We start from the raw sequence: 24,628 nt of genomic DNA, 5'->3' as shown, positions 1-24,628 counted from the left end.
AGCCACAAACCAACATTATGCACCTCCGCCCCCAATCTCCCCGCGCTCCCCTAAACCAAACTCCGAGATGGACTAAACAAGGCCCACACTCTGTCATTTCCATGGCCTGCTCTTGTTGCAATCTTGTCTTGCGGCAAGCGGAATGGTACCCTTCGCCAACCGATGCGAAATCTTCTATTTCTGCTCGCTATCCTTCTATTCCTATTCGTCGCCGCCTTCTCAACTCCCGCACACGCAGCCGACTGCCACGCGCTTGCCCAGATCGCGCTTCCCGATACCACGATCTTGATTGCCGAGCCGGTCGTTGGAGGAAGCTTTACTCCACCCTATGGCGCACCCCTGACAGGATTACCTGCATTTTGCCGTGTGAGCGGCATCCTGCACCCGACCTCGGATTCCGTTATACGATTTGAGTTCTGGATGCCGGAGAAAGGCTGGAACCATCGCTTTCTCGGGACCGGCAACGGAGGGTTCGCGGGCTCGATCTATTACGGCCAGCTCGGAGACAACCTGAAGCGCGGTTTCGCGACGGCGGGCACTGACACCGGCCATCAGGCGGACGCGCAAGACGCAAGCTGGGCCTATCAGCATCCGGAGAAGGTCACGGACTTCGGCTTTCGGGCAATCCACCTTACCGCTGAGCGCGCCAAAACCATCATCGACACGTTTTACGGCGAACCTCCAACGAAGTCCTACTTCGACGCTTGCTCCGACGGCGGCCGCGAAGCGCTGATGGAGGCACAGCGGTTCCCTGCCGATTACGACGGAATCCTGGCCGGCGCACCCGCCAACAACTGGACAAAGATGCTCGCGGCCACGGTGGATGTGACGAAGGTATTCCTTAGCAACCCCGCTGGATATATCTCAAGCATCAAGCTCCCTGCGATTACCGCGGCTGTACTAGCACAATGCGATGTGCAGGATGGGTTGAAAGATGGCATCGTTAGCGATCCGCGGACCTGCCATTTTGACCCCGCGACACTGTTATGCAAACAGGGCGACGAGTTGAGCTGCCTGACCGCGCCACAGGTCGCCTCTCTCAAGAAGGTTTACGCGGGAGGGACCGATGATGAGGGGCACATGATATTTCCTGGCCTGATGCCCGGCGACGAGGTGCACCTATGGAAAAGCTGGCTGGTAGGCGACGGACCTAACGTGAGCCTGTACACGCAGAACTACTTCCGCTACATGGTGTTTGACGATCCGAGCTGGAACGCTTTGACCGCCAACACGGATGCAGCTGTGCATGCAGCCGATGCGAAGACCGCGGAGGCATTGAACGCGACCGATCCCGATCTGAGACGCTTCGCAGCGCGCGGCGGCAAGCTCATCCTGTATCACGGCTGGAACGATCCGGCGATCTCGCCTCTGAACACCGTCCAATACTACGAGCAGGTGCAGGGGAAGATGGGCGACACGAAGAAAGCAGATTTCGTACGCCTGTACATGGTTCCCGGGATGGGCCATTGCGCCGGAGGGTCAGGGGCGGCGAACTTCGGACAACTTGGCTTGACCACAGCGAAAGGGCCAGAGTACGGCATCTTCGACGCGCTCGAAAAATGGGAAGAACTGAACATTGCGCCGGACACGATCATCGCGACCAAGTACGGCGCTGCCAGAAAGGTAGAGATGACGAGGCCGATATGCCCGTATCCTCAGGCTGCGAAATACAACGGCAACGGCGACCCGAATGACTCGGCGAGCTTTACCTGTGCTGCGTCGGGCCATTGACCCCGTTCGCAGGGGATCGCGTCGGATGGAAGACAGATGCTTTGTAAGGGCGACGCCGTCACACACGCTCTCCTGTTTGCATCGCGACGAAGGTACTCGGAAGTGTGCGGCCTACAACATTGTTAACGATCGCCTATATAGAGTGGCCAGAAACCGCTCGTGGATATTACTCCAGATAAGTCAGCTTCTAGTTACGAATGCGGCGGATCCACTTGGACGTAAAACGGGTTAGCGGAGGAGTGCGCCGTCGATTCAATTTGCGGGGTAACGCAGCAATAGAAGAAGCCCTCCACAGCGCGCAAGGGACTTTAGCCCCGGAAAATTCTGTCAAGCCCCAAAATCACAAAAAGCCGCGCCATCCCTGCTCTTTCGCGTGGCGTATTAGTTACTCTCAAACCGCTACAATAGAACTATGCATAAAAGGAGCCCCGGCGAATACCGGGGCTCCTTGCTTTAATCCCATAACCCTTTTATTTGGAGGAATCTGCACGCAACCCGTTTCTTATGAACATTTTGCCGACCAATACTATGCGCAAATCCATGATAATAAGCAGCTTACGCGCGGGTAATAGGAGGGGGGTACCCCATCTATCTTTGCGCGGGAGCCGCCTGATCGAGATCCAGATTCAGCATCAACACATTCACCCGCGGCTCTCCGAGAAACCCAAGCTGACGCCCCTCGGTATGTTGTGCCACCAGACGTCGCACAGCATCCTCGCTCAAACGTCGCTCCCGCGCAACGCGAGCCACCTGAAACTCCGCAGCCGCCGGCGTAATGTGAGGATCCAGTCCCGATCCCGAAGCCGTGACCAGATCAATCGGCACGTTCGCTCCAGGATGATCGACCTGCAACGCCGCCACATCCCCCGCTACCCGGTCGATCAGCTTCTTGTTCGTCGGTCCAAGGTTCGAGCCACTCGAGTTCGCAGCATCGTATCCATTGCCCGCCTCCGAAGGGCGTGAATGAAAGTACTGCGGAGCCGTAAACGACTGGCCGATAAGACGCGAGCCAACCAGCTGCCCACCCGCGTAAACAAGCTGCCCGTTGGCCTTGTCATGAAACAGCACCTGCGCCAGTCCGGTCACAACGAACGGATAGATCAGACCAAACAGAACAGTAGTAACAACGGTGTAAAGCACAGCGGTGATCACATTGCGACGCATAGAAATTCCTCAGGCCAGGTGAATGGCAGTGATGATGATGTCGATGAGCTTGATACCTAGAAAAGGAGCAACAAGTCCGCCGAATCCATAAATAAACAGATTGCGCTGCAACAACGCCTCCGCCGACATCGCCTTATAACCAACGCCCCTCAGTGCCAGCGGAATCAGACCAACAATAATCAACGCATTGAAGATCACCGCCGAGAGAATCGCCGACTGCGGAGTCTTCAGATGCATGATATTCAGCGCATTCAACACCGGAAACGTAGCAGCAAACATCGCCGGAATAATCGCAAAGTACTTCGCAACGTCATTCGCGATCGAGAACGTCGTCAGTGCACCACGCGTCATCAGCAGTTGCTTTCCGATCTCCACAATCTCGATCAGCTTCGTCGGGTTCGAGTCGAGGTCGACCATATTCCCCGCCTCCTTCGCCGCCTGCGTGCCCGTGTTCATCGCAACGCCCACATCAGCCTGCGCCAGCGCAGGAGCGTCATTGGTTCCATCGCCCGTCATCGCAACCAGCTTGCCCTCAGCCTGCTCGCGGCGAATCAGGTCCATCTTGTCCTTGGGCTTCGCCTCCGCGAGAAAATCGTCGACACCAGCCTCACGCGCAATCGCCGCCGCGGTCAGCGGATTGTCGCCGGTAATCATGATCGTCCGAATCCCCATCGACCGAAGCTGCGCGAACCGCTCCTTCATCCCGCCCTTCACAATGTCCTTCAGATGGATCACACCCAGTGCCTGGCGATTCTCCGCCACCACCAGCGGCGTCCCCCCACTGCGTGCAACCGTCTCAACCGCCGCACGGACCTCGTTCGGTAAACTTCCGCCATTCTCCTTCAAAAAAGCGGCAATAGCATCGGTCGAACCCTTCCGAATAATCCGCCCATCGAGGTTCACGCCCGACATCCTCGTCACCGCGCTGAACGGCACAAACTCCGCCTGCAACTCGCTCAACTCACGTCCGCGAAGACCGTACAACTCCTTGGCCAACACCACGATGCTGCGCCCTTCCGGCGTCTCATCTGGCAGCGACGACAACTGCGCCGCATCCGCAAGCTGATCCTTGCTCACTCCAGGCGCAGGAATAAACTCCGCAGCCTGACGATTGCCCAGCGTAATCGTTCCCGTCTTATCCAGCAGAAGCGTATTCACGTCACCCGCCGCTTCCACCGCGCGGCCCGACATCGCCAGCACATTGTGCTGCACCAGCCGATCCATCCCTGCAATCCCAATCGCCGAAAGCAGCCCGCCAATCGTAGTGGGAATAAGACACACCAGCAACGAGATCAGCACAAACACCGTCTGCGGCGCAGTCGAGTAGATCGCGATCGGCTGCAACGTCACTACAGCCAGCAGAAAGATGATCGTCAGTCCCGCAAGCAGGATATTCAAAGCGATCTCATTCGGAGTCTTCTGCCGCTCCGCGCCTTCCACCAGCGCAATCATCCGATCCAGAAACGTCTCACCAGGGTTAGACGTAATCTTCACCTTGATCTGATCCGACAAACACCGCGTTCCACCAGTCACCGCGGACCGATCGCCGCCAGCCTCACGAATCACCGGCGCGGACTCCCCCGTGATCGCCGACTCATCCACCGAAGCAACGCCCTCGATCACTTCGCCATCACCGGGAATCATATTGCCGGCGATAACGACAACGTGATCCCCCGCCCTCAGATCCGAGCTGGGGACCTCCTCCGTGCTCCCGTCTATGCGAAGCCGCACCGCCGTCGTCTCCGACTTCGCGCGCCGCAGCGCGTCTGCCTGAGCTTTGCCGCGGCCTTCGGCCATCGCTTCAGCAAAGTTTGCGAATAGTACGGTGAACCAGAGCCACAACGTAATCTGCAGATCGAATTGAAACGAGCCGCGATGCGACAGACTATCGCGAAGCAGATAGATCGTAGTAATCACGCTGCCGATCTCAACAACGAACATGACCGGATTCTTCATCATCGTGCGCGGGCTCAGCTTGACTATCGCATCGACCAGCGCGCGGCGTACGATTTTACTGTCCCATAAGGAGCGTTTGCGGGTATTTGCCATGGTTATCTGTTTTCTCTGGACTAGAAGCTTTTGCCAGCGTGCATCATTAAGTGCTCAAGAATAGGACCGAGCGAGATGGCGGGAAAGAAAGTAAGCGCGCCAACGATAAGAACAACGCCCACCAGAAGTACCGTGAACAGCGGCGTATGCACAGGGAAAGTTCCTGGCGATGGAGGAACCAGCTTCTTCTTCGCCAGACTACCTGCGATAGCCAGCATCGGAACGATCATCAGAAACCGACCGATCAACATCGCTGCAGACAACGACAAGTTGTACCAATGCGTATTCGCATTAAGACCCGCGAAAGCGGATCCGTTATTTCCAGTCGCCGACGTGTAGTCGTATAGAATCTCCGATAGACCGTGCGGTCCCGTGTTCGCCAAAGAAGAGAGCCCAAGTTGCGGCATCATCAACGTCACCGCAGAAAATCCTAAGATCGACAATGGAAAGATCAGCACATACAGCATCGCCATCTTCACGTCATACGATTCGATCTTTTTTCCGAGATACTCAGGCGTTCGCCCAACCATCAGCCCGGCGATAAAGACCGCCAGCACAACGAAGATCAACATCCCATAAAGTCCCGCGCCAACCCCACCGAAGATCACCTCGCCAAGCATGATGTTGACCATCGGAACCAGACCACCCAGCGGCATGAAGGAATCGTGCATGGAATTCACCGCACCGCAGCTTGCATCCGTTGTCACTGTCGCAAACAATGCAGAATTGGCGATGCCGAACCGTACTTCCTTGCCTTCCATATTGCCGCCGGCCTGAGCCGTCGAAACATGCTGGTCGACTGAGTGGAGGAGTGGATTCGTCTGTGCCTCCGCGTAGTACGCCACAAAAACACCGACAAAAAAGAGCGCAGCCATCGCAGCAAAGACTGCCCAGCCATGCTTCGGCGCTCGCGTCATTCGACCCAGCGTGACTGTCAGCCCAGCGGGGATCAGGAAGATCGAGAACATCTGCATCAAATTAGAGAGAGGTGTTGGGTTCTCGAACGGGTGTGCGCTGTTCGTATTAAAGAACCCTCCACCATTTGTCCCAAGCATCTTGATCGCTTCCTGAGAAGCAACAGGCCCCTGCGCAATGCTCTGCGTCGTCACAGTCTGTGTCGTCATCTTGCCATCAGAGCCTGTCACAGTTGTCGTCTGCGCCTGCACGAGCTTTGCCTGATCGTAGGGACGAAAGTTCTGCACTACGCCTTGCGAGACCAACAGAAGCGCATAGATCAGACAGCCCGGAAGCAGAACCCATAACGACGCGCGCGTTGCATCAACCCAAAAATTTCCCAGGGTCTTCGACTCTCGCCGTGAGATACCCCGGATCAGCGCAACCGCCAACGCCATTCCGACAGCCGCCGAAAAGAAGTTATGGTAAGCAAGCGTGAGCATCTGGGTGAGATAGCTCATCGTCGTCTCCGGCACATAGGACTGCCAGTTGGTATTCGTGGTAAAAGACGCCGCCGTGTTCAACGCAAGATCAGGAGCTACCGATGCGAGGTGTTGAGGATTCAGGGGCAGCCACTGCTGCAGCCGCTCGATCGCATACGTTGCCAGCATAGTGACCAGACTGAAGAGCAACATGACAACCGCATATTCGGTCCAGGCCATCTCATGCGTTTCATCAATGCCCGTCAGGCGATAGACGAGTCGCTCCAGCGGACGAAATATAACATCTGCCCAGGTGTGTTCGCGCTCGAAGACACGAGCCATGTACACACCCAGTGGTTTTGCACATACCAATACCAATGCAAAAAAAAAGAAAATCTGAAACCAGCCGTTCGCGGTCATAATAACTACTTCCTCTTAAAACTTTTCGGGGCGCAGCAGCGCATAAACCAGATAGATCAGCAACAACACGGTTACCAGGCTAAGCAGTAATGTCTCGATCATCCTTGCTTCTCCTTCATCCCCAACCGTTCACATCCCGTTGTGTAGCCAATCGCAATCAGAAAAAACAAAACACTGGCAGCGACACATCCCAAATCCCACATAATCCTGCCTCCAACTGAAGCCACCGCACGCAAATCCGTCGCAGGAGATCGATCAGGTCATCGGCACACCATGAAGGCTTCCGCGCTCCCGCGTCATCCACCATTCAAGCAGCCGGCACGTAAAGAAGACGTAGAAAGGCCATAAAGAAGTCATATGAGCCGTGCGGGCAACAACAAGGAAGGTCTTTGACTGCATCTGTTCGCGCTTCAGGCTTGACCTGCAGTCACTGATTCAGCACAAGTCAGACAAAGAGATCTACTACGATCTAAGACCGCAATTTGCTGCAAATTGAATCGGCTTACGGCTATAGAGGCATCTGAGGATTGCCCACATGCGAGATCAACCGTTCAATCGGATTCGCCTTCTATTCCTGCCGTTATCGTCCAGGCAATTGTTCCTTTAGCTTCAAATGCTCCCGCAAAAGATCATCAACATCGCCGATCTTCTCCGTCAGCATATTCAGTTTGCCCGACAGATTTTGAATCTCGGACTCAGCACGAAGATTCACATCGTAGTCCAACTCACCGCGCACCCGGTCTTTTGTGTCCTGACGATTCTGACTCATCATAATAACTGGGGCCTGGATAGCGGCCAGCATAGATAGAAACAGATTGAGCAAAATAAACGGATAGGGGTCCCATGCTCTGCCCTTTAGAACCATGTTCGCCGAAGCATAGACCAGGAGCACAGCTCCGAATAAGAGGATGAAGGTCCAGGATCCACCGAATCGTGCGACCGTGTCGGCAATCCGGTCTCCAAAGCTCATCTCCTCTTCGATCACGTCATTCGAGTTGCGACTGGCCCGAAGCCGCACCAGCTCCTGTGACGCATGAAATTGACGGCTCACCACGGTCAGCATATCCATCCCCGCCATAGGCTTCTGCTGCAGCAGAGCGGCGATATCGTCGCGGCTCACTTCAACGCAGGTCGTCTCTTCCATCGCCAGTGCCGTGGTCTGATGAGGCGTATCCTCCAGCATCGAAGCAAAGCCAAAGAACTCACCATCGCGCGGCTCATCCACCAGTACCTCCTGATGATCGCGGTCCACCGTCGTCACCCGCACAGTGCCCGACATCATCACGTAGGCATGTTTTCCAGGTTCGCCCAGCTTGTAGATGCGTTGGCGTGCAGCAAACTTTTTGATCTCAACCTGCGCTGCCAGCACCGCTATCTCTTCATCGTCGAGCAATGCAAAGAGAGGAATCTGCCTCAGCTCTTCCGCCTTACAACCCATCACTCACCTCGTTCTGATCCTGTGCTATTTTGCACGGCGAACGAGCGTTTGGCATCCCCCTTTCCTTCCACCATCGTTAAAAGAGCAATACAGAGCCTCCAGAAGCAGGAAACCCCCGAATCAGGGTTATCCAGCAAGCGGCAGCCGAAGATCGGCCCTGCACCCCGTGTACCCGTCCGTACGGTTAGCCAACTGCACCGATCCTCGGTGCGCCTGTGCAATCTGTTGCGCGAGAACCAGGCCGATTCCTGTCCCTCCCGGCTTGGTTGTATAAAACGGAACAAACAGATTGCCCGCGTTCGTCAACCCAGGCCCATTGTCCACCACCCCAATCACAACCTCCGAACCGACTGTCGCCCAAACGATCTCCACATGGGGATCACCTCCACCGGCATGATCTGGACTAAGCGCAGCATCGGCTGCATTGCGAACCAGATTAATCAGCGCCTGTTCAATATGGTCGGCATCCACCTGCACGACAACCTCTGCCGCACCTTCTACCGTCACTGCAACCCGCCTCTCCAGCAAGGCCGCCCGTTGCGCAAGAGTCGCCACAGAGACCGGAGCCAACCGCGGTGCCGGCAGACCCATCAACTGACGGTACGCCTGCAGAAACCGGTTAAGCGACTCGGAGCGATTCTCGATAACCTCGAGGCCCCTCTCAAAATCAGTACGCTCGCCAAATGCGCTCCCCAAAGCCGCAAGTCGGCCGCGAAGGCTCCCCGCAATCGACTTGATAGGCGTCAGCGAATTATTGATCTCGTGTCCCAGAACGCGAATCAACCTCTCCCACGCAAGCCGCTCCTCCTCCCTCAAAGCAGCGCTCACATCCGACAGCACAAACAACGTATGCGGCACGCCGCGCAGCCGGAAGCTAGTCCTCTTTACCACCCACCGCACCGACTGTTGCCCGCTACCCAGCGACATCACCTCTTCATCCGCTACATCAAGCAGCTGCTCCAGCTTCAACCCCACAGCGGAGTGACCGAGCGCCGTCCGAACCTGCAACCCAAACGCCCGCTCCCCTGCCGCGTTCAGCAACTTCAATCGACCCTCAGGATCAAACGCCAGCACCGGCGACTTCATCGACTCCATCACGCGCTCCACCAGAGCCATTGCCTCTAACGCGCTTGCACGTTGCCCCTGCAGCATTCCCGCCAGTCGATTGATCTCAAGCGCCAGATCCCCCATGGCGTCGTTTCTCTGACCTCCGCGAGCCCTGAAAGAAAAGTCATCCTCCCGCAACGCAGCCACGACATTCGCCAGCGTCTGCAGTGGTCGAACGATCTGCTCCATCAAAACCGAGACCGCAAAGATCCATCCCAGCGCCAGACCCAGCAGAACAAGACTCTGCAGAAGAACATCCGAATGATGCCGCAACAGGAGCCAGCACAACACCAGCATCAGCAGCCCGGGAAGGCAAAGCCATAGGCGCAGTCTCTTTTCAAAACTCACCCGCCGCCCCGATCGCCCCAGCGGCATGCGGGTCAGCCTCATGTTGCCGCTGGATCTCTTCCCGTCTGGATCTTCAGAGACCATATTTTTCGATGCGGCGATAAAGCGCTCCTCTGCTCAATCCAAGCGCATCGGCCGCATGGCTCACATTACCACCTGCACGGGCAAGTGCCTTGCGAATCAGAATCGCCTCCACCGCCTCGAGGCTCATATCGTCCATGCTCTGCGCCGAGCCCCGCTGCTGCGTATTCAATCCCAGATCCGCGGTTTCAATCAGCGTCCCCCGAGCCATCAATACCGCGCGTTCAATCGTGTGATCCAGCTCGCGCACGTTGCCCGGCCAGCCATACTGCAACATGATCTGAAGCGCAGACGGCTCCAGGCCTTGAATCTGTCTTCGATATCGTTCAGCGTATCGCGCCATAAAGTGCCCCGCCAGCGCCGGAATATCCTCACGTCGCTCCCGCAGCGGCGGCAGACTGATCTCGACCGTATTCAACCGAAACAACAGATCTTCCCGAAAGCGTCCCGCCGCGCACTCCGCTCGCAGATCCGCATTGGTCGCAGAGAGCATCCGCACATCCACCTTCTGCGTCTTCGACGATCCTACCCGCTCCAGTTCGCCGGTCTCCAGCACACGCAATAACTTCGCCTGCTGCCGCACCGGAATATTCGCAATCTCATCAAGAAAAAGCGTCCCGCCACTCGCCAATTCGAATCGCCCGATGCGGTCCGTTCGAGCATCGGTAAAGGCTCCCTTCACATGGCCGAACAACTCGCTCTCGAAGGTTCCTTCAGGCAGCGCGCCCGTATTCACAGCCACCAGCGTTCGCTCCGCACGCGAGGACAAGCGATGCAGCGTCTGCGCCACAATCTCTTTCCCCGTGCCATGCTCCCCCGTAATCAACACATTCGCGTCCGACGGCCCCACCCGCGCCATCGTCTCCAGCACTGGCCGCATCGAAGCCGCAGCGGCGATGAAGTCCGGCGCACCCGGAGCACGCAGGATGCGATTCTCCGCCTCGAGCCACCGCATCTTTTTCTGACTCCGGTGCAGCTCCATCTGCGTCCGCAAAATACTCAGCAACCGCGCATTCTCCCAAGGCTTCTGGATGAAGTCTCCCGCACCACGGCGCATCGCCTCCACTGCAAGATCGATATTGCCCCACGCCGTCATCACCACCACCGGCAGCTGCGCGTCGATCTCCTTCACTCGAGTCACCAGATCCAAACCCTCCTGGCCCGAGGTCGTATCCCGCGTGTAGTTCAGATCGATCAACACGCCGTCGAAGCTCTCATGCGCGAGCGCGTCCAGCACCAGCGCCGGCGTTCGCACCATCTCCAACTGGTACCCCTCCGGCTTCAGCAGCAGCCGCAGCGCCTCCAGAATATGTGGCTGGTCATCTGCAATCAGGAGCCTGCACGACGCCTCCGCATCTTCCGCACCCGACTCCTTCTTATCCATCCGCTCCGCCAACATGATGACCTGCTCCCTGCGCGCTACTGCCCGCTCGGGGCTATACCCGTCTTCGCCGATTCTATCGAAATATCGTTTGCTTCCAACGTAGAGCCGACCGCGCGATCCACTTCAATCTTAGCCTTTTGATATGCCGTCATGGCTGCGACCAGCGTAGACTCCGCCGCCGCCAGATCACGCCGCGCAGTAAGAGTCTGATAGTTCGACCCCGCGCCCAGTTCCTGCTCCTTGGCGGTGATGTCGAAGGTCTTCTGCGCCAGGTCGCGCCCTTTGCGCGCCGAAACCACCCGCGCCTCACTCTGCTCCAGCGCATATTGAGCGTTTCGGACCTCGATCCGAATCTGCTTCTTCAACTGCTCCAACCGCAGCTCAGACTGTCTCGTCTCCAGCTCCGCGCGATATTGGTCCGACTTCGCCACTCGATTTCGCAGAGGAATACTAACCGTCAGCCCGACATAATAGTCAGGAGCGCTGTTATTGAAAGCTGTCTGCAATGCTCCGCCAAAGTCCAGGGGCTTAGTTGAGATCGTGCCCGACGCAGGATTTTGCAACCCGGCCAGACCCGACCCTCCGTAGTAGGCTGTCAACGCAACCGAAGGCAGCAAAGCGTTGCGCGCCGCATCCCGGCTCAGTCGTCTGTTCTCAAGATCAATATCCGACTCCCCCAACTCCAGCCGGTCCTTCAGCGCACGCGCCGCCATATCTTCAGTCGGACCCTGCGGAGTCGTGTTCGCCATCGTACTCTGATCGGTCGGGCGCACCGGCATCGCCTCCAGAATCGGATCGTCCAGATTCTTCGTCAGCGCATTCTTGATCAGCAACTCCTGAAACTGCAACGTCGTCTTCGCAATCGTCAGGTCCTGCTCGCGGCTGGCCTCCTCTGCCTCGTCTTTCATCACATCCATCGCAGGAATCGCTTGGAGTGCCAGCTGCTTGCGCCCACTCTCCAGCGCCTGTCGAGCAAACTCAAGCGAACGGTTCTTGACCCCTTCATCTTCGTACGCGGCCACCAGATCCCAGTACATATTCGCAATCTGGGTCACCGTCGTCACCACTTGCAGCTTGAACGCCTCATCCGAAATTCGCTGGTTGTTTTTGGCGATTCTCAGAAACCGCAGGTTCGGTCCAAGGCCGAAGCCCGCAAGCAGCTGCTGTTGTATTGCGAAGTGATAGTACGAGTTCAGCGTCGGGACGAGAAAGCTCTCCGGACTGTTTGTGGTTCCGCGACTGTTATCGAAGACCGCCGAGATCGAAGTTCCCGTCGGAAAAGCCTGAGCATATCCAACATTTCCCGTCGTCGTATTCTGCTGCAACTGCGGAACTCCATAGACGATCGTATTCGACAACGGCTGCGCATAATGCTCGATACTGAACGTCCCCGTGAGCGCGGGATCATAGGAGGACACAGTCGTACCTGCACCAAGCGTCGACGAGACAAGGCCCGATGCACCCGAGCCCGCACCGCCAGCGCCTCCCGATGTACCACCAGCGCCAGCCCCACTCGATCCTGAGCCAAAGCCGCCTACACCTCCCCCCGGCGTATTCTGCACCACACCGGTGTTGACTCCACGAAACGAGCCGCCCGCCTGCGTGCGCAAAACGTCCGCAGCAGCAATCGGAATGTTGTATCGTGCAATCGCAATGTCAAGATTGTTTTCCAAAGCCAAGGAGATCGCATCCCTCAAGCTCAACTCAAGAACTCCGTCCTTCACCAGTGCGTCAATTCGTGGCGAGTTCGCCAGGTTCGGTTTCGGCACCAGCGAAGCCCGGTACGTATTCAGCGGATTATCAGAGTGCGGAATATCCAGCCGCAACGCAGGTTGCGCCGTCGCTGGGGTTTGGGCCACAGTAGCCTGCTGCACCTGCGCCAGCAAAGGCACCTCCAACAACACAACCAGGCCGAAGCACCGAAGCAGTGAACTTCCTTTCACGCTCGCACCCCCGCCCCTTCAGCCGCTACAAGTCCCGCCGTATCTCGAGAGAGCCATCCATCTCGCAACTCAATCGTCCGCGTGCCATACTCTGCGTTCGCCTCCGAATGAGTCACCTGCACCACCGTCGTTCCCTCTTCATTCAATCTGCGAAACAACTGCATGATCTCCTTGGCCTGCTCCGAATGGAGGTTGCCCGTCGGCTCATCGGCCAGCAAAAGATCCGGCTTGTGAATCACTGCCCGCGCAATGCCCACCAACTGCTGTTGCCCGCCAGAGAGCTGGTTCGGGAACAGATCCTTCTTCCCTACAATGTTGAAGCGGTCCAACGTATCCGCAACCAGAGCCTGCCGCTCCGACTTCGGAATATCTTTGTACGACAACGGCAGATCGATATTCTCCGCAACAGTCAGATCGTCCAGCAGGTGATAGCTCTGAAACACCATCCCAATTCGTCGCCGAGCCAGTTCTGCCCTCTGTTTGCGGTTCATCGCATGAACGGCATCGCCGGCAAAGTAAAACTCCCCCCTCCATTGATCGTCCAGCATCGCCAGCACATTCAACAGCGAAGACTTCCCCGCTCCAGACGGACCCATCACGGTTACAAATTCACCTTCACGGATGGTGAGATTGATTCGTCGCAGCACCCACGTCTCGGTGTGACCCGTCTTATAACTCCGCTCCAGCTGTTTCAACTCAATCATTCTTGACTCCATCTATATACTTCCGCTGCTTCAAATCGCGATAGTCGCGTCTTTCTGCTATTCAGTCCTCAACGCTTTGACCGGATCAGTCGAAGCCGCACGCCGCGCCGGAATCAACCCCGCAACACACGCAGACACAATCAGCACCACAACTGCTCCCGCAAGGACAAGAGGATCCTGCCCACCCGTTCCATACAGTTGCGTCTTCAGAAGACGCACGCACAACAACGCAACCGGCAACCCGATCGCAAGTCCAACCCCAGCCTGCAGCATAGCCTCACGCAGCACCATACTCACCACACTGCCGCGTCCCGCGCCGAGCGCCATCCGTATCCCGATCTCAGGCGTTCGCCGCGCAACGGTATAAGCCGTCACGCCATACAGACCAACCGAAGCCAGCACCAGCGCCAACACACCAAACATCAACGTCAACCGTGCAATCAACTTCTCCTGGCTGAACTGGCCCTCAATCTGACCGCCGAAGGTGTTGAAGTTAACCACGGTCAGATTCGGATTGATATTCGCAAGTGTCCGTCGCGCCTGCGCCTCCAGTCCCTCCGATGGTCCTCTCATCTGCAACATGATCGCCCCTGCGAAGAGCGACCGCACATCCGCGTTGTCCGACAAGGGAGCATGTTGCAGAAACGGCCGGAAGTACATCGCCCGAACAGCCTCACGCGGATTCACATACTTCACATCCGACACCACACCGACAATCTCTATCTCCCCCGCGCTCTTCACACCATCCAAACCGAAGTGAACGCCAATCGGGTCTTCACCATTCGGGAAAAATTTCTTCACGAAAGTCTCATTCACAACGGCCACCATCGGCGAAGTCCCGGTATCTTGATCAGTAATTCCGCGCCCACGCAAAACCTGTTGCCCGATCACCTGAAAGAAATCCGGCGTCACACGATCCCACGACGCGCCGACATGATCGTTCCGCCCAGGCTCAGGACGCCCCTGGATCGTTACGCCCTCACCCCAGTTGTCCCCTTCAAGCGGAGTGTAGATCGACAACCCCACCCGTTCGACTCCCGGCAGCGCCCGAAAGCGTCCCAGTATCTCTCCATAGAGAGCCTGCAGCTGGTCCGGCTTATAACCCGCATTATCAGGACTGATATGGATCACCACACGATTCTCTGTCTGCAATCCAAAGTTTTGATGCTCGAGCTTATTCAAGCTTCTCGTCAGCAGACCAGCGCCCACTAACAACACCAGCGACAGCGCCGCCTGCGTCACCACCAACGAGCGCTGCAGCAAAGAAGCGCTGTCCCGTGTCGACCGATTCGTGCCCCGAAGCGCCTCCGCTGGTTCCGAATGAGAGGTGATCCATGCCGGCGCGATCCCAAAGATCAATCCAGTCAGCAGCGACAAGCCAAACGCAAATCCCAGCATCGGCAGCGACGGACTCGCGTGAATCGGCAGACCCGGTGACTCGGGAAATGCCAAGGCCAACAGCATCTTCGTCCCTGCATACGCCACCGCAAGTCCAGCCACACCTCCCAGGCACGCCAGCAACACACTCTCAGTCAGCATCTGACGAATAATTCTCTTTCGCGCGGCACCAAGCGCCATACGAATCGAGGTCTCAGCCCGGCGCGCTATCCCGCGCACCAAAACCAGGTTCGCAATATTCGCGCAAGCAATCAGCAGCACCAGTCCGGAGATCCCCATCAGAAGCTCCAATCCGCTTCTGTACTCCGTCTGCATATTCGCAATCCCAACCCCACCCGGCGTCAAGACCAGATGTGTCTTCGGCAACGCCTTCTTTCCGTCCGCGCTCTGATAGGACTTTAGCGGGACCAGCCAGTCCCGCAACAGCCCGCTCATCTTCTCTTGCAGCGGACCGAGCTGCGTGCCAGGCTTTACCCGGCCAAGCACATAGAGCCAGCTCACCTCCGGACGATTCAGCAACGCGCCCGGATCGAGAATCGGCTCCATCGTCACCGGAAGAAAGAAATCCGGCGGCGTATCGCTCATCCGATCGCCATAAAAAGAAGGTGGCGTGATCCCCACCACAGTCACAGGATGCGTATTCAATTGGAACGTGCTGCCCACCACGGAGGAGTCCATAGCGTAATCACGCTGCCAGGCCCCATAGCTCAACACCGCAGCCGTCGGCGCTCCCGCTACATCGTCAGAGGGCAGCAGAAGTCGTCCCGCATAAGGCTGAAGGCCGAAGGTTTGAAAGTAGTTCCCCGAGACAAACTCACTGGAGGAGGCCTTCGACAAGCTGTTGCTCGATCCCCGCCGCGCTGTCAGAGCGCCCTGACCTATCCCCGCCTGCATCGCCGCCAGCTGCTCAAACTCAGGAGTGCTATCGCGCAAGTGTCGATACAGATCGTAGGAAAACACGGAGTAGTCTTCCTCTTCGGGCCGTCCCCCCATCACACAGCAATCATCTTTATCGCCCAACCGCACCAGCGCCTTAGGGTCGCTCACAGGCAGATTCTGCAGCAGCACCGCATGCACCAGCGTAAAGATCGCCGAGTTCGCGCCAATCCCCAGCGCAAGCGTCAGAACCGCCGTCAGGGTACATCCCGGCGCCTTTCGCAACTGTCGCAGTGCATACCTGACATCCTGCATGATCCCATTCATCACTTGCTCCATTCCCATTGCGCCACATCAAATCGGCAACTTCGCAATCAGTGCCCTCGTTGTCGCATCGTCATTCGACAATCAGAAAACCAGCCGCTGACCTTCCTCGAAACCTCGAAGCGGCTCATCGAGTTGGAGCACTGCGACTTACGGTAGCGGTGCGGAATACACTCGCTCCGACCTCGCCCGCTCCGACCTCGCGCTAAAGGCCCTCAACCCACTCGCTCGCCGCACACACTCTGCGCTGCGCCAGGCCGATCGCCTTCACCGTCGAAACCACCGTCCGCACGACCTTCCACTCCGTCTGCGCCGCGGCCCGCAGCGTAGTTCTCTGGCATGCCGGCTGTCTCTCTGTCCGCACACTCGCCACCAGACCTAGAGCAACAACGTTCAACGCAATGCCAAGCAGAACCACCGGCACCACGTTAGCCGTCGTTCCCGACATCCCAATCGCCTCGCACATCTGCCTAAGAAACAGACGCATGTCCTCGATCAGTGCCATCATCCCTCTACCTCCGCTAACAGCCGATTCAGCTCACCCTCCGCCACTACCTTGCCGTCAAACAGATGCACCTGCCGCTCCGCATGTGCTGCGAACCGCGGATCGTGCGTCACCATGCAGATCGTCGCGCCCTCTGCATGCAGCTCCTGCAGCAGCTTCATCACAGCCTCGCCATTCTTCGAGTCAAGATTTCCCGTAGGCTCATCGGCCAGCAGAATTGACGGCGAACCCGCCAACGCTCTCGCCACCGCCACCCTCTGCTGCTGACCACCCGAGAGTTGCGCAGGATAGTGCCGCATCCTGTGCGCCATATTCACGCGCTCAAGCGACTCCTGCACGCGCTTCTTCCTCTCTGTCGCCGGCATCCCCGCGCGATAGGTCAGCGGCAGCTCCACATTTTCGGCAACCGTCAGGTCGCCAATCAGATTGAAGCTCTGAAAGATAAACCCAATCTCCTGGTTCCGAATCCTCGATCGATCCGCAAAATTCAGATTCGCGACCTCCTTGCCGTTCAGAGTGTACCGTCCGCCCGTTGGCGTATCCAGCAACCCGATGATCGACAGCAGCGTAGACTTCCCGCACCCCGACGGCCCGGACATCGCCACATACTCCCCGCGATTGATATTCAAATGCACGCCCGAAAGCGCATGCGTCTCAATCTCGTCCGTATAAAAGATCTTCTTCAAGTCCTCAATCTGAATCATCGTGTCCATCGCCATTCCTGCTCTCCTTTATCCCGGCCGTCGCCTGGGCTATATCTAATTCAAGCGAATCCGATCCGTGTTATCCCACCGGCTCATGTCCGACAGAATCACCGTATCGCCTTCCTGCAATCCTTCCAGCACCTGAATGCTGTTTACCGAGGCCCGTCCAACCTTCACCGGAACCCTCACCGCCGTCTTCCCATCCGGCCCCAGCTTGAACAAACTAATCGTGCTGTTCTCATTCCCAAACGCCGGACGTCCCACATACAGCACATCCGTCATCCGATCCAGATCGATCGTTCCGTCAACACTCAAGTCCGGTCGAGCGCCCTGCGGCAGAGCGCCAGCGAGTTCTACGTCAACCGTCACCGTTCCGTTCAACACCGCCGGATCAATTCGCGTTACCTTGCCATTGATCACACCGTTATGCGTATCAACCTCCGCCGGCTGCCCAATCTGAATATCGCGCGCCTGCGTCTCCGCAATCTTCAAACTCGCCTTCAACTGGTCCGGTTGCACTACCTTCGCCAACGTCGTTCCCGGAGCAACATGCTCGCCCACCTGATGCGGCAACTCCACCAGCACGCCGCTAATCCCCGCCCGCACACTCAACGCATCCAGCTGCTTCTGCTTCAACCCAAGCAGCGCCTTCGCCTGATCCACCTTGGTCTGTTGCACCGCAAGCTGCGTCTCGATCGTCTTCTCGTTCAACGTGAGTCGCTGCTTCTCAAGATCGTTCCGCGTCGTCAGCTCATCGGCCTTGCCCTTCGACGCGCTGTAGGTCAACCCGCTGATCACGCCCAGGTCAAACAACGACTTATCCGTCTGCGCCTGCAGCTGAGCCTGATTGTGATCCGCTCCCACCGTCGCCGCAGCGGCCTTCTGATCCATCAGGTCGCTCTGCACCTTTGCCCGCGTATTGATGTAGTCTGCCTCTGCGCCCTTCATCTGCAGCTGTGCGTCCAGCAACTCCTGCTGCAGCTGCGGATCGACCAGGTCCATCAGAATCGTGTCCGGCTCAACCTTCGCACCCGGCAGTACACGAATCCGCACAACCGTCGCCTCGGTCTCAGAGGGAATCAGCCGAATCTTGTCCTCCCGCGGAACCAGCGAGCCCGGCCCGCGCACCTGCCGCAGCAGCGGCCCACGCTTCACCGTGTCGGTCCACACAGTAGCCCGATCGACCTCAGGCGCTGCAGGCTTCAGCCGGGTCACAAAAAAACCAATCGCCGCAAGCACCACCACGGCGCAGCCACCTGCAATCCACTGCCGACGTATCTTCTTCTGCTTTATATCTGGTCTGGAGATATCCATTGCGCGATGTCTAGTTGCAAGCGCAAGGCCATCCTCCACCAAATGCTTTCAATCACTTAGAGAGCACCGCGCAACGCCCCTCGTCCGCAATCGAAACAAACTGTCCATTATCGAACAGGGATTTCCGGACAAGCCGAACCAGTCACGCGGCCGGAGATATCTTCAAAGCTTCCAACATCTTCGGCGTAATCCGCTGCCGCAGCTTAAAAAACTGCTTCCACGGATCGCGACTCAACAGCCCGCGCCATTGCTCGAACTCCGCAACCCGAACAACCATCCGTTCCGCCGACTTCAGCTCACTCCAGTCAAGCGGAAGCGAAACCGCAGCCCCCGCACGCGCCCGAGGAGAGAACGCCGCCACCGCCGTCGCACCACGTTCATTCCGCAGGTAGTCCAGAAAGATCCTGTCCTTGCGTGCCGCCTTGCTCATCTTCGTCAGATACTGGCCCGGCTGATCCTTCTCCATCTTCAGCACAAACGCATGGGCGAACTGCTTGATCACCGCCCAGTCGTACTCCGGCTCAAACGGAATCACCACATGCAGTCCCTTGCCCCCCGTGCTCTTCAAAAAGCTCTCCAACCCCAGCTCCTTGAGCTCTCTACGAACCTCCCCAGCGCTCTCAGCCAGCCTCGGCCACGCAATCGCAGCATCCGGATCCAGATCGATGATGATGCGATCCGGGTGCTCAAGGTCTTCATTCCGCGACCCCCAGGGATGCACCTCCAGCACACCCATCTGCGCAAGCCCCGCAAGCGCCTCTGCCGTAGAGAGCGTAATGTACGGCTCCATCTCCCCCGTCTTCTTGTCCGGTACATCCACCGCCGTGATCCCCGGCGGCACCATCGCGTTCACATGCTTTTGATAGAAACACGGCTTCTCACTCCCATCCGGACAACGCACCAGCGACACCGGCCGGCCCTCGATATAAGGCAGCATATGCGGCGCAATCGCCCAGTAATAATCAGCCAGCTGCTGCTTCGTAAGTTGCGTCTCCACATCCAGAATCTTCTCAGGATGCGTCAACCGCACCGGCGCAGGCTCCGAGCCCGCCTTCGTCGAATCCTTCGCAGCAGTCGCCTTCGCAGGAGTCGTCTTGGCAGCAGTTGCCTTAGCAGTAGTCTCCTTCGCAATAGCAGGAGCAGTCTCTACAGAAGTAGTCTTCGCCGCAATCGCTACAGAAGCAGTGTGCGAAGCGCTCTTCCTCCCCCGCACCCTGGCCGCAACGGTCAGTTCCTCTCGCCGAACCTCATTCGCAGGCTTATCCTCTCGCAGCCCTTTGAACGAAGCCTGTCGCACCAGGTTGTCTGCAGTCCAAGTCGCAAAGTTCACCTGAGCCACCAGCTCCGGCTTCACCCAGTTCGCTCCCCGACGCGCCTCAGCCGGTGGATTCTCAAACGGATTCTCCTTCTCACGCAGCTCTTCCAACTGATTGCGCAGCACACGATGCGTCTTCTCCGTGAAGCCGGTACCAGTCCTTCCCGCATAGATCAGCTTCCCGCCGTCGTAGTACCCCAGCAGCAAAGCCCCAACTCCGTGGCTCCCATTCGAAGGCAGAGTAAACCCGCCGATCACAAACTCCTGCTCATGAACGCACTTCACCTTCAGCCAGCTCCCCCCCCTCCCGCTCGAGTACCTGCTGGCCGCACGCTTCGAGACGATCCCCTCAACATGCATCTCGCAGGCCTTTTCAAAGATCACCCCGCCATCCGACTCCAGATGTTCATTGAAACGCAGAAACTCACCACCGCCCTCCAGAAGCGTGGCAAGCAGACCCTTTCGCTCAACCAGAGGAAGCCCCCGCAGGTTTTGCCCGTTCAGATGAAGCAGATCAAACGCAAAGTAACTAAGCGGCTTCTTCACTCCCTCCTGAAACGCCGCCTGCAGATCGGCAAAGCTCGTAGTCCCGTTCTCTGCCAGCACTACAACCTCGCCATCAAGAATCACCCGCTCCACCGGCAACTCTCCCACCAGAGCCGCAATCGTCTTCATCCGATGCGTCCAATCGAGCCCCGTCCGCGTCAGCAGCTGAACCTTGTCGCCATCCTTGCGAGCCTGAATGCGATAACCATCCAGCTTCAACTCATGCAGCCATCCAGCCCCACCAGGCGGAGTCGTAGCCTGCAACGCCAGCTCCGGCGTAATAAACTCCGGAAGTTTTTCCTTCGGCGCACCCGCCGGCACCTTCAACTCCCTGGCAACACTCTTCGCCCTGCGAGCCTTTGCAGGCTTATCGGCAGGCGCTGTCTCAGGCGAAGCTTTCTCCTTAGCAGTCTCCCTCGCATCCGCAACCCCAGCGTCTTTCCGATACCAGGCATTCCCCTTCGCCGTCTCCTTCGAGTTCCACACATGATCTTCGTTACGCGCGATCTCTTCCAGACTCCGCCCCGTCACCACACTGTCCGGCTCTTTGTCCGTTACAGCGGCGTCATCCTTCGTCCGCTCGAAATCATCATGCTCTTTAATCAGCAACCAGTTCGGCTTACTCTCATTCGCAGCCTTCCCACCCATGCGAATCAGCGCCCACTTCCCCTTCATCTTCGTCCCGTGCAGAACGAACTTCAGCGACCCAGTCCGCAGCCCCTCATCCACATCGGTATGCCCTGCCTGCGGCTCCCACGTCCCCTGATCCCACACCATCACCGTGCCGCCGCCATACTGGCCCTTCGGAATAATCCCCTCGAAGCCCCCATAGTCGATCGGATGATCTTCCACCTGAACAGCCAGCCGCTTATCTGCGGTAACGTAGCTCGGCCCCTTCGCCACCGCCCAGCTCTTCAACACCCCATTCCACCCAAGCCGAAAATCATAGTGCAGCCGCGTCGCCGCATGCTTCTGAACCACGAACGGCAGAGGCTGATCATTAAAAAATTTCTTCTTCGCCGACCCGCTAGGCTCCCCCGTAACCTGGAAGTCCCGCATCGAGCGATAGAGCCCTAGCTGCTCATCCACAGCATCCGCAGCGGCTTCCGCAGCCGACACCGCTGACTTAGACCCGGCTCTCTTCCTCGTAGCCATAGCCCACTCTACGCCGACTTACGCGGTTTGCTCGCCTTCGCAGGCTTCACCAGCTCAATGCCCTTCTGCGTCTCCGCAGCCGTCGCCCTCGCCGGAGCCTTCTTCTTACCCGCAACCGATTCATCACCCTGCACGCTCTTCCGCAGAGCATCCATCAAGTTGATCACCTTGCCCGAAGCAGGCGCAGGCTCATCCTTCGGAATCGGCGCATGCTTCACCTTCGCCTCAACCATCTCGCGCAACGCAGCCTCGTACTCGTCCTTGAACTTCCCCGGCTCAAACTTCGACGCCTTGCGCTTGATCAACTCCTTCGCCAGCGACAGTTGATCCTCATCCACCGCCACCTTCTTGATGTCCTCGAAAAACTCCTTAGGATCGCGAAGCTCCTCCGCATAGCGCATCGTGTAAGCCATCATGCCCGGCAGCTTATCGTCTGTCCCAGCCGAAACCGCAACCAGGTGCTCGCGCCCGCTAAACGCAATCTTCCCCAGCGCAATCTTCTTCGTCGTCTGCAGAGCCTTGCGAACAACCGCGAACGCCTCTGCCTGAACATCATTCTCCGGCACCACAAAATAGGGCTTCTCGAAGAACTCAGGATCGAGCTCACCCTCATCGACAAACTGCGTCACCTCAATCGTGTGCTTCGAAGGAATTCGGATCTGTTCGATCTCCTCTGGTTCGATCATGACGTACTCGCCCTTGCGATACTCGTAGCCCTTCACGATATCGGAGCTCTCCACCTTGCCCTCATCACCCGAGACCTTCTGGTGTTTGATCCGCTCCCCGGTCTTCCGGCTAAGCTGATGAAAACGAATCTCGCTCTTCGACTCGGTCGCCGTAAACAGCTTGACTCCAAACGAAACGAGTGAGATCTGTATCTGACCTGACCAGTAGGGACGCGGCATTAGGGGTTCTCCAGAGTAAGTTGGAAGCAAACAAAGGCCCGGAAGATGCTTTTATCACTATAAACCCCGCAAATACAAGCCTTAAAACCAAAACAGCTCGACTTTGCCACCTCTTAGCGCCCTCTCCGACCAACGGGAGGACCGAAGAAGTGAGCCTCTCCCAAAAAAGGTAGACAAGTCACGAAGTGACCGCTCGCCGCGCAGGCGGCCCGTCCGGCAGGACCAGTCTTTCCCAGGCTCCCTATACTGAAGCCCACCAGATGTTCACGCCTGCCAACGTATTCGCTGCCCTCCTCACCCTCATCCCCTTCCTGGCGTCTGCCTTCTTCGGCGATGCCCTCCGTCGACGCATCCAACCTCTTCCCACCTCCATCAAACTCGCTCTACCCGCAGCGCTGACCCTTCCCTATCTCGTCGTAAACCTCTCTGCCGCCACCTTTCACTGGGTTTGGTTCTTCCTCTACGCCCTCCTCCCAATCGCCGTCACGCTCCTCCTGCAACAAGCACGCCAGGTCGACCCGCATCAAACCGGCAACTGGCGAGACTACTTAGTACTCCTCACCCTCGGCCTTGCCGTCGACCTGCGCTGGTTCGAGCCCGCATGGCCACCACACCTGGCCGTCTTCAACAAGATGCTACTGCTCAACGCCGGCATCTACGGCTTCCTCTTTATCCGCGAGTTGAGCGGCGTCGGCTTCGATCTTCGACTTCGCCTGAGCGACCTTCGCATCGGCCTGCGCGAATGGGCCTTCTACACCCCCATAGCCATCGCTTTAGGTCTCAGCCTCAGCTTTCTCCACTTCCACCCACGCTGGCCCAGCCTTTCCCAACTGGCCGGAGCCTACCTCTTCACCTTCCTCTTCATCGCAGTCCCGGAGGAGCTCTTCTTTCGCGGCTGGCTGCAAAACCTGCTCGAACGCCGACTTTCCCGCACCCAGGCCCTGCTCCTCACCAGCGTCCTCTTCGGTCTCTCCCACTTCAACAAGCGCGCCCTGCACTTCAACTGGCGCTACGTCCTGCTCGCCGCCATCGCCGGCATCTTCTACGGCAGAGCCTGGCGTCACGACCGCCGCGTCGGAGCCTCAGCCATCACCCACACCACCGTCGACACCCTATGGTCCATCTGGTTCAGATGACGCCGCACGTGCGGCCGATACCGCAGATAACCCAGCCCCACCCGCATATTGTGCTGCACCGACGCCGGCAGAGTAACCGCAACGCAGATCCCGAGAATCGCATGCGCCATCCCCAGCGTAAACAGATTCCGATACCGCAGAAAGATCGCGCAAGCCGCCACACCCCACACCAGCGTCATCACCGTCAGCACAGGATTCGGCAGATGCGCCAGCGCAAACAGCCCAGCCGCTCCCATCACCGCAACCCGCCGGTCATTCGTCAGCTTTAGCAGCCGACGCATCACAAAATCATTCAACAGAAACTGCTGAAAGAAAGACCAGATCGTATAGCCCCAGAACCCCTGCATCAGACGCAGCGCGCTATGCGGCCCATGCAGCGTCTGCTCCCGCAACGCAAAGATCACCGCTCCCGCCGCAAGACAAAGAGCAATCCCCACAACCCACATCGAACGGAAGAATCCAGCGACCCGAACTCCCATCGCGTCCCATCCGCTAAAGGAGATCCACGTCGCGTACCCAATCCACCCCAGCGTAACGAAATAAAGCACAGTCCTGAGAGGTGCCGGAGTCCAGATCACAATCAGGATCAGCCCATATCCCACCGCCAGATCAAGCAGCGTCCGCCGTCTCCACCCCGCAGCCCCCGGCCGCTCCGGCCCGGAGAAATCCAACGCACTGGCTGCACTCGCACTCATAACACCCGAT

The 24,628-nt window shown here is 57.8% G+C and carries 18 protein-coding genes; 2 read left to right on the top strand and 16 right to left on the bottom strand.

Going from position 1 to position 24,628, the window contains the following annotated elements; translation table 11 throughout:
• Nucleotides 1-285 precede the first annotated feature (285 nt).
• Nucleotides 286-1,731 carry a tannase/feruloyl esterase family alpha/beta hydrolase gene (locus HDF09_RS17175; RefSeq protein WP_260181544.1) on the top strand — a complete coding sequence of 482 codons (1,446 nt, stop codon included), beginning with the start codon at nt 286-288 and terminating at the stop codon, nt 1,729-1,731.
• 588 nt (nt 1,732-2,319) lie between these two features.
• Here HDF09_RS17175 and kdpC read toward each other — a convergent pair.
• The 15 genes from kdpC to ku form a co-directional block, all read right to left on the bottom strand.
• Nucleotides 2,320-2,895, bottom strand: coding sequence for a potassium-transporting ATPase subunit KdpC (gene kdpC / locus HDF09_RS17170; RefSeq protein WP_183768574.1), 576 nt, complete (start codon nt 2,893-2,895; stop codon nt 2,320-2,322).
• Nucleotides 2,896-2,904: 9 nt separating this feature from the next.
• The gene (gene kdpB / locus HDF09_RS17165; protein ID WP_183768571.1) at nt 2,905-4,944 is read right to left on the bottom strand and encodes a potassium-transporting ATPase subunit KdpB; all 2,040 of its coding nucleotides are present in this window, start codon (nt 4,942-4,944) and stop codon (nt 2,905-2,907) included.
• 20 nt (nt 4,945-4,964) lie between these two features.
• On the bottom strand, nt 4,965-6,740 hold the full coding sequence (gene kdpA, locus HDF09_RS17160; RefSeq protein WP_183768568.1) for a potassium-transporting ATPase subunit KdpA: 1,776 nt from the start codon (nt 6,738-6,740) through the stop codon (nt 4,965-4,967).
• 15 nt (nt 6,741-6,755) lie between these two features.
• Nucleotides 6,756-6,842, bottom strand: a complete 87-nt coding sequence (gene kdpF / locus HDF09_RS21390) for a K(+)-transporting ATPase subunit F (RefSeq protein ID WP_183768668.1) — start codon at nt 6,840-6,842, stop codon at nt 6,756-6,758.
• Between the two features lie 478 nt (nt 6,843-7,320).
• Nucleotides 7,321-8,178 carry a DUF1003 domain-containing protein gene (locus tag HDF09_RS17150; protein ID WP_183768566.1) on the bottom strand — a complete coding sequence of 286 codons (858 nt, stop codon included), beginning with the start codon at nt 8,176-8,178 and terminating at the stop codon, nt 7,321-7,323.
• Nucleotides 8,179-8,304: 126 nt separating this feature from the next.
• Entirely contained in the window at nt 8,305-9,675 is a 1,371-nt protein-coding gene (locus HDF09_RS17145) for a sensor histidine kinase (protein WP_260181534.1), read from the bottom strand.
• A gap of 31 nt (nt 9,676-9,706) precedes the next feature.
• Complete coding sequence (locus tag HDF09_RS17140; protein ID WP_183768562.1) at nt 9,707-11,113, bottom strand: sigma-54-dependent transcriptional regulator; 1,407 nt, start codon at nt 11,111-11,113, stop codon at nt 9,707-9,709.
• Between the two features lie 20 nt (nt 11,114-11,133).
• Nucleotides 11,134-13,041, bottom strand: a complete 1,908-nt coding sequence (locus HDF09_RS17135; RefSeq protein WP_311719814.1) for a TolC family protein — start codon at nt 13,039-13,041, stop codon at nt 11,134-11,136.
• Nucleotides 13,038-13,745 (bottom strand): ABC transporter ATP-binding protein, encoded by a 708-nt coding sequence (locus tag HDF09_RS17130; RefSeq protein WP_183768560.1) that lies wholly within the window; start codon nt 13,743-13,745, stop codon nt 13,038-13,040. The genes HDF09_RS17135 and HDF09_RS17130 overlap by 4 nt, the downstream gene beginning before the upstream one ends.
• 57 nt (nt 13,746-13,802) lie before the next feature.
• Nucleotides 13,803-16,346 (bottom strand): ABC transporter permease, encoded by a 2,544-nt coding sequence (locus HDF09_RS17125; RefSeq protein ID WP_260181532.1) that lies wholly within the window; start codon nt 16,344-16,346, stop codon nt 13,803-13,805.
• A gap of 202 nt (nt 16,347-16,548) precedes the next feature.
• The gene (locus HDF09_RS17120) at nt 16,549-16,851 is read right to left on the bottom strand and encodes a hypothetical protein (RefSeq protein ID WP_183768557.1); all 303 of its coding nucleotides are present in this window, start codon (nt 16,849-16,851) and stop codon (nt 16,549-16,551) included.
• A complete protein-coding gene (locus tag HDF09_RS17115) occupies nt 16,848-17,567 on the bottom strand; it encodes an ABC transporter ATP-binding protein (protein WP_179640578.1) in 720 nt (239 codons plus the stop codon). The genes HDF09_RS17120 and HDF09_RS17115 overlap by 4 nt, the downstream gene beginning before the upstream one ends.
• A 39-nt stretch (nt 17,568-17,606) precedes the next feature.
• Complete coding sequence (locus HDF09_RS17110; protein ID WP_183768556.1) at nt 17,607-18,866, bottom strand: efflux RND transporter periplasmic adaptor subunit; 1,260 nt, start codon at nt 18,864-18,866, stop codon at nt 17,607-17,609.
• Between the two features lie 142 nt (nt 18,867-19,008).
• The gene (gene ligD / locus HDF09_RS17105; protein WP_183768553.1) at nt 19,009-21,882 is read right to left on the bottom strand and encodes a DNA ligase D; all 2,874 of its coding nucleotides are present in this window, start codon (nt 21,880-21,882) and stop codon (nt 19,009-19,011) included.
• A gap of 8 nt (nt 21,883-21,890) precedes the next feature.
• Nucleotides 21,891-22,787: a non-homologous end joining protein Ku gene (ku, locus tag HDF09_RS17100; protein WP_183768551.1), complete on the bottom strand. Its 897-nt coding sequence runs from the start codon at nt 22,785-22,787 to the stop codon at nt 21,891-21,893.
• Between the two features lie 260 nt (nt 22,788-23,047).
• Here ku and HDF09_RS17095 point away from each other — a divergent pair, with 260 nt between their 5' ends.
• The gene (locus HDF09_RS17095; RefSeq protein WP_183768540.1) at nt 23,048-23,923 is read left to right on the top strand and encodes a CPBP family intramembrane glutamic endopeptidase; all 876 of its coding nucleotides are present in this window, start codon (nt 23,048-23,050) and stop codon (nt 23,921-23,923) included.
• Here HDF09_RS17095 and HDF09_RS17090 read toward each other — a convergent pair.
• Nucleotides 23,848-24,618, bottom strand: a complete 771-nt coding sequence (locus tag HDF09_RS17090; RefSeq protein WP_183768538.1) for a CPBP family intramembrane glutamic endopeptidase — start codon at nt 24,616-24,618, stop codon at nt 23,848-23,850. The two genes, HDF09_RS17095 and HDF09_RS17090, sit on opposite strands and share 76 nt — an antisense overlap.
• Nucleotides 24,619-24,628: the final 10 nt, after the last annotated feature.

Origin of the sequence: Edaphobacter lichenicola (assembly GCF_014201315.1) — a bacterium.
Taxonomy (GTDB): Bacteria; Acidobacteriota; Terriglobia; order Terriglobales; family Acidobacteriaceae; genus Edaphobacter; species Edaphobacter lichenicola_B.
This window is presented reverse-complemented; position numbering and strand designations above follow the sequence as displayed.